The organism is Streptomyces sp. CBMA123 (assembly GCF_014596465.1).
In the GTDB taxonomy this organism is placed as follows: domain Bacteria; phylum Actinomycetota; class Actinomycetes; order Streptomycetales; family Streptomycetaceae; genus Kitasatospora.
Window position 1 is genome coordinate 1 of record NZ_MECK01000364.1, and the last position, 4,102, is coordinate 4,102.

Consider the following 4,102-nt stretch of genomic DNA (forward strand, 5'->3'; position numbering starts at 1 on the left):
GCGGCGGACGGCCGGGCGCCCACCACAGAGCCGCCCGGGGCGGCGTCGCTGGGGCCGGCGGACGGCCTGGCGGGAGCCGGCTGCGGGCTCCCGTCGGCCCAGGCCTGTCCGCCGGTGACGACGGTCATCAGCGCGGCGCCGGTCAGGGCGCAGACCGCCAGCAGACGGCGGGCGGGCGAACGGTCGGTGCGGGTCCTGCTCATCGGGGGTTCTCCTTCGTGGCTCTGGTGAACGCTTCGGTGGCGAGACCGCGGCTCTCGCCGACGCCTGCGGCCGGTACGGCCCGTGAGGCCCGTGAAGCCCGTACGGCCTGTGCGGTTCGCCGTGCTCGTACGGCCGGTGCGTTGTCAGTGACGGTAGGAGGGCCGTGTCGCGGTCCCCGCCCGGTCGCGTTACGGTCGCTCATCGGCTGCGTAACGGTCTCCGGACCGACCGGAACGGCCTTGTGACGTACGCGGAACCGCGCCCGTGACGCACACGGAACCGCGCCCGTGACGCACACGGAACCGCGCCCGTGACGCGCACGGAACCGCGCCCGTGACGCACGCCGGCCGCGCACCCCGCTGAGCATCCCCGCCCGCCCGTGCGTACTTCCCGGTGTGGGGGCGCGACCGAGAGAAAGGTGGCAGTGATGAGCATCCTCGCCAACCTCCTGCCGGCGATGCGGCAGTCCCGCAAGGATCGCGGGAACGGCAAGGAGGACCGGAACACCGACAACACGACCGGCCGCGGCCGTCGTCACGGCCGCAGGAACAAGCACGGGCGGCGTTGACGACTGACGGACCGTTCCACGTTCCCGGGTCAGGACGAGCGCGTGTGGTCGCCGCGGCGGTCGACGGCTGTCGACACCGGTGACGGCGCCGGCCGGGCGGACCCGGTCGTCGCCGCCCCGGCGCCGGCCGTGCCGCTGCGGCGGACGTTCCGACGGTTCTGGCCCTACACCCGAGGGGGACGGCGCTGGCTGACCCTGCTGGTGGTGATCGTCCTGCTCGGCCCGGTGGTCGACGCGGCCATGGTCTGGCTGTTCAAGGTCGTCGTCGACGACGTGCTGGTGCCGCGCAGACTCGGGCTGTTCCTGCCGGTCGCGCTCGGCTACGCCGGGCTGACCCTGCTGGCAGGAGCCCTGGACTTCGCGGACGAGACGCTCTCCGCCTGGGTCAGCGAGCGCTTCCTGCTGGCCCTGCGTACGGACGTGTTCCGGCACCTCCAGGGCCTGCCGCTGGGCTTCTTCGAGCGGCGGCGGCTCGGCGATGTGCTGTCGCGGCTGACCGCGGACGTCGAGGCGGTCGAGACCTTCCTGCTCTCGGGCGTCCTGGACGCGGTCGCGTACGTCGCCGAGCTGGCCGTCTTCCTGGGGGTGCTGTTCTACCTGCGCTGGGACCTCGCGCTGACCGCGCTGGTGGTCGCGCCGCTGTTCTGGATCACGGCCCGGCGGTTCTCGACGAGGGTGAAGGCGGCGTCCCGGGAGCGGCGGCGCCGCAGCGGCTCGGTCAGTGCCCTCGCGGAGGAGACGCTGGGCAACATCGCGCTGGTGCAGGCGTACAACCGGCAGGACTGGGAGCAGGACCGGTTCCTGCGGGAGAACCTGGCGCGGTTCCGGGCGACGATGGCGGCCACCCGGCTGCGCGCCCTGTTCACGCCGATCGTGGAGCAGCTGGAGCTGGTCGGCGCGCTGATCGTCCTCGGGCTGGGCGCCTGGGAGTTGGTCCACGGCCGTCTCACCCTCGGCGAACTCCTCGTCTTCGTCGCCCTGTTGAGCCGGCTCTACAGTCCGATCCAGGGGATCGGGCGGCTCAGCAACGGCTTCTTCTCGGCCTCGGCCGCCGCCGAGCGGATCATCGAACTGCTCGACCAGCGGCCGCGGGTGGCCGATCCGCCGCGGCCGCTGCGCCCGGCCCGGGTGCGCGGCGCGGTGGCCCTCGACGGGGTGTGGTTCCGCTACCCGCACGCGGCCCGCGCGGCGCTGTGCGACGTCTCCCTCCGCATCGAACCGGGCGAGACGGTGGCGCTGGTGGGGGAGAGCGGGGCGGGCAAGTCGACGGTCGCCAAGCTGCTGCTGCGCTTCTACGACCCGCAGCGCGGCGCCGTCCGGCTGGACGGCGCCGACCTGCGCGACCTGGCGCTGACCGACCTGCGCGAGCACATCGCGGTGCTCCTGCAGGAGACCCTGGTCATCCACGGCACCGTCCGGGAGAACATCGCCTACGGCCGCCCGGACGCCACCGACGCGCAGATCGCGGCCGCCGCCCGGGCCGCCGACGCCGACGAGTTCGTCAGCCGGCTGCCGGACGGTTACGACACGGTGGTGGGCCGGCACGGGAGCCTGCTGTCCGGCGGCCAGCGCCGGCGGATCGCGATCGCCCGGGCGATGATCCGGGACGCGCCCGTCCTGCTGCTCGACGAGCCGACCACCGGTCTCGACCCGGAGTCGGGGCGGCGGATCCTGGAGCCGCTGGGACGGCTGATGGCCGGTCGCACGACGATCGTCATTTCGCACGACCTGCTGACCGTACGGAACGCCGACCGGATCGTCCTGCTGCGCGAAGGCCGCGTCGCGGCCTGCGGCAACCACCGCCACCTGCTCGCCCACGACGACGGCTACGCCCGGCTCGCCCGGGCCGCGACCCCGACCGAGGCCGCCCGATGAGCGCGGAGGTCGCCCGATGACCGCCGTACGGCCACTGCCCGCCGGGGCGCCGATCGCCCCCGGCTACCAGGTGCTCGCCCACCTCTGCCGCACCGGCTGGCTGGACGTCTACGACGCCTGGAGCGAGGAACGGGACTGCCGCTGCGTGGTCAAGGTGCTCCGGTCTGACCACCGCCGCGACCGCGAACTGCGCGAACGCCTGCTCCGGGAGGGCCGCTGGCTGACCGAGTTCACCCACCCCCACCTGGTGCGCGGCTACGGCACCGGCGAACGCCCCCAGCCGTACGCCGTGTCGGAGACCCTCAGTGGCGAGACCCTCGCCCACCTGCTGGACCGGCGACCGCGCCGCCCGGCCGCCATCGACCTGGCCCTGCTCGGGCTGCAACTCATCTCGGCCGTACGGTACTTGCACGGAAAGAAGCTGCTGCACCTCGACCTCAAGCCGGCCAACATCGTGATCGACTGCCGCCGCGCCAAGGTGCTCGACCTCAGCATCGCCCGCCCGCCGGGCCCGGGCCGCCCGGGGATCGGCACGGTCGGCTACCTCGCCCCCGAACAGGCCTCCGGCGGCCTGTTCACCGCCGCCACCGACGTCTGGGGCCTCGGCGCCACCCTCTACGAAGCCGCCACCGGCGAACCGCCCTTCGACGGCCCGCCGTCGAGCCCGGCCACCCCGGTCTCCCGGCGCCGTCGCCTGCCCCGCCCACTCGCCGAGGCGATCGACGCCGCCCTCCACCTCGACCCGGCCGACCGGCCGGCCCTTCCCCGACTGGCCGACACCCTGGACGACGTGCTCCCCCTGGGCCGCCGGGCGGTGCCACCGGACGCTTAGACCGCCCGCCGCCTCCCCGTCCCCGCCCGCAGTTGCCGGAGCGTCCACGCCTCCCCGAGCGTCCGGGTGTGGGCGGTGAACAGCTCGGCCGCGCGGCGGTAGGAGAGCCGGGCGCGGCCGGTGTGGGGGCAGCGGTCGGCGGCGGGGGTGCCGGCCGGGGCGCGGCGGTCGGTGAGGAAGAGCGGGCCGCCGGCGCGGCCGGCGATCAGGAGGGGGAGCAGCCGGGCGGCGCCGGGGCCCCAGTGGAGCGGGGCGCGGTCGGACCGGGGTCGGGTGTGGCGGCCGGGGAGGTCCAACTGGTCGGTGTTCAGGGCGAGTGCGGTCTCGATGGCGGCGCCGGATTCGTGCAGCAGGTGCCAGAGCGCCTGTTCGCGCAGGGGTGCCCGGCGGGCGAACAGGGCGCGCAGCTGCTCGGGGGCCAACGGGGCGGCGGCCTCGGGGAGTCGGGGCAGCGGCAGGGGGTGTAGTCCGGTGCTCGGGTCCCCGTCGATCCAGCCCTGGGCGCGCCACCAGGCGACCGCCGCGCGCAGGGTGGAGAGTTCGCGGTTGAGGGTGCGCGGGTCCGTGCCGGCCGCGCGCCGGGTGGCGGCGGCGCGCAGCCGTTCGGCGGCGTCGGGGTGGTC

4 protein-coding genes and 1 pseudogene are annotated in these 4,102 nt (G+C 75.1%); 3 read left to right on the plus strand and 2 right to left on the minus strand.

The annotated features are described in order from the left end of the window. Positions 1-203 (minus strand): annotated as a pseudogene (locus tag BG452_RS30635) (hypothetical protein); the annotation flags it as partial. A gap of 428 nt (positions 204-631) precedes the next feature. Between BG452_RS30635 and BG452_RS30640 the strand changes: the two are divergent. From BG452_RS30640 to BG452_RS30650, 3 genes are read left to right on the plus strand one after another with little or no spacing between them, the layout of a single operon-like run. After that, positions 632-772 carry a hypothetical protein gene (locus BG452_RS30640; protein ID WP_188307609.1) on the plus strand — a complete coding sequence of 47 codons (141 nt, stop codon included), beginning with the start codon at positions 632-634 and terminating at the stop codon, positions 770-772. A gap of 42 nt (positions 773-814) precedes the next feature. Further along, positions 815-2,647, plus strand: coding sequence for an ABC transporter ATP-binding protein (locus BG452_RS30645; RefSeq protein ID WP_317621296.1), 1,833 nt, complete (start codon positions 815-817; stop codon positions 2,645-2,647). Positions 2,648-2,663: 16 nt separating this feature from the next. Continuing rightward, positions 2,664-3,479 carry a serine/threonine-protein kinase gene (locus tag BG452_RS30650; RefSeq protein ID WP_188307610.1) on the plus strand — a complete coding sequence of 272 codons (816 nt, stop codon included), beginning with the start codon at positions 2,664-2,666 and terminating at the stop codon, positions 3,477-3,479. On the opposite strand, the gene BG452_RS30655 is transcribed toward BG452_RS30650, so the two are convergent. Continuing rightward, positions 3,476-4,102 (minus strand): hypothetical protein (locus BG452_RS30655; protein ID WP_188307611.1); only part of this gene is annotated, 627 nt, incomplete at its 5' end. The genes BG452_RS30650 and BG452_RS30655 overlap by 4 nt on opposite strands.

Bases quoted from the DNA above. Each gene is read 5' to 3' on its own strand.
- BG452_RS30640 (WP_188307609.1), top strand. From the start codon at position 632: ATGAGCATCCTCGCCAACCTCCTGCCGGCGATGCGGCAGTCCCGCAAG.
- BG452_RS30650 (WP_188307610.1), top strand. From the start codon at position 2,664: ATGACCGCCGTACGGCCACTGCCCGCCGGGGCGCCGATCGCCCCCGGC.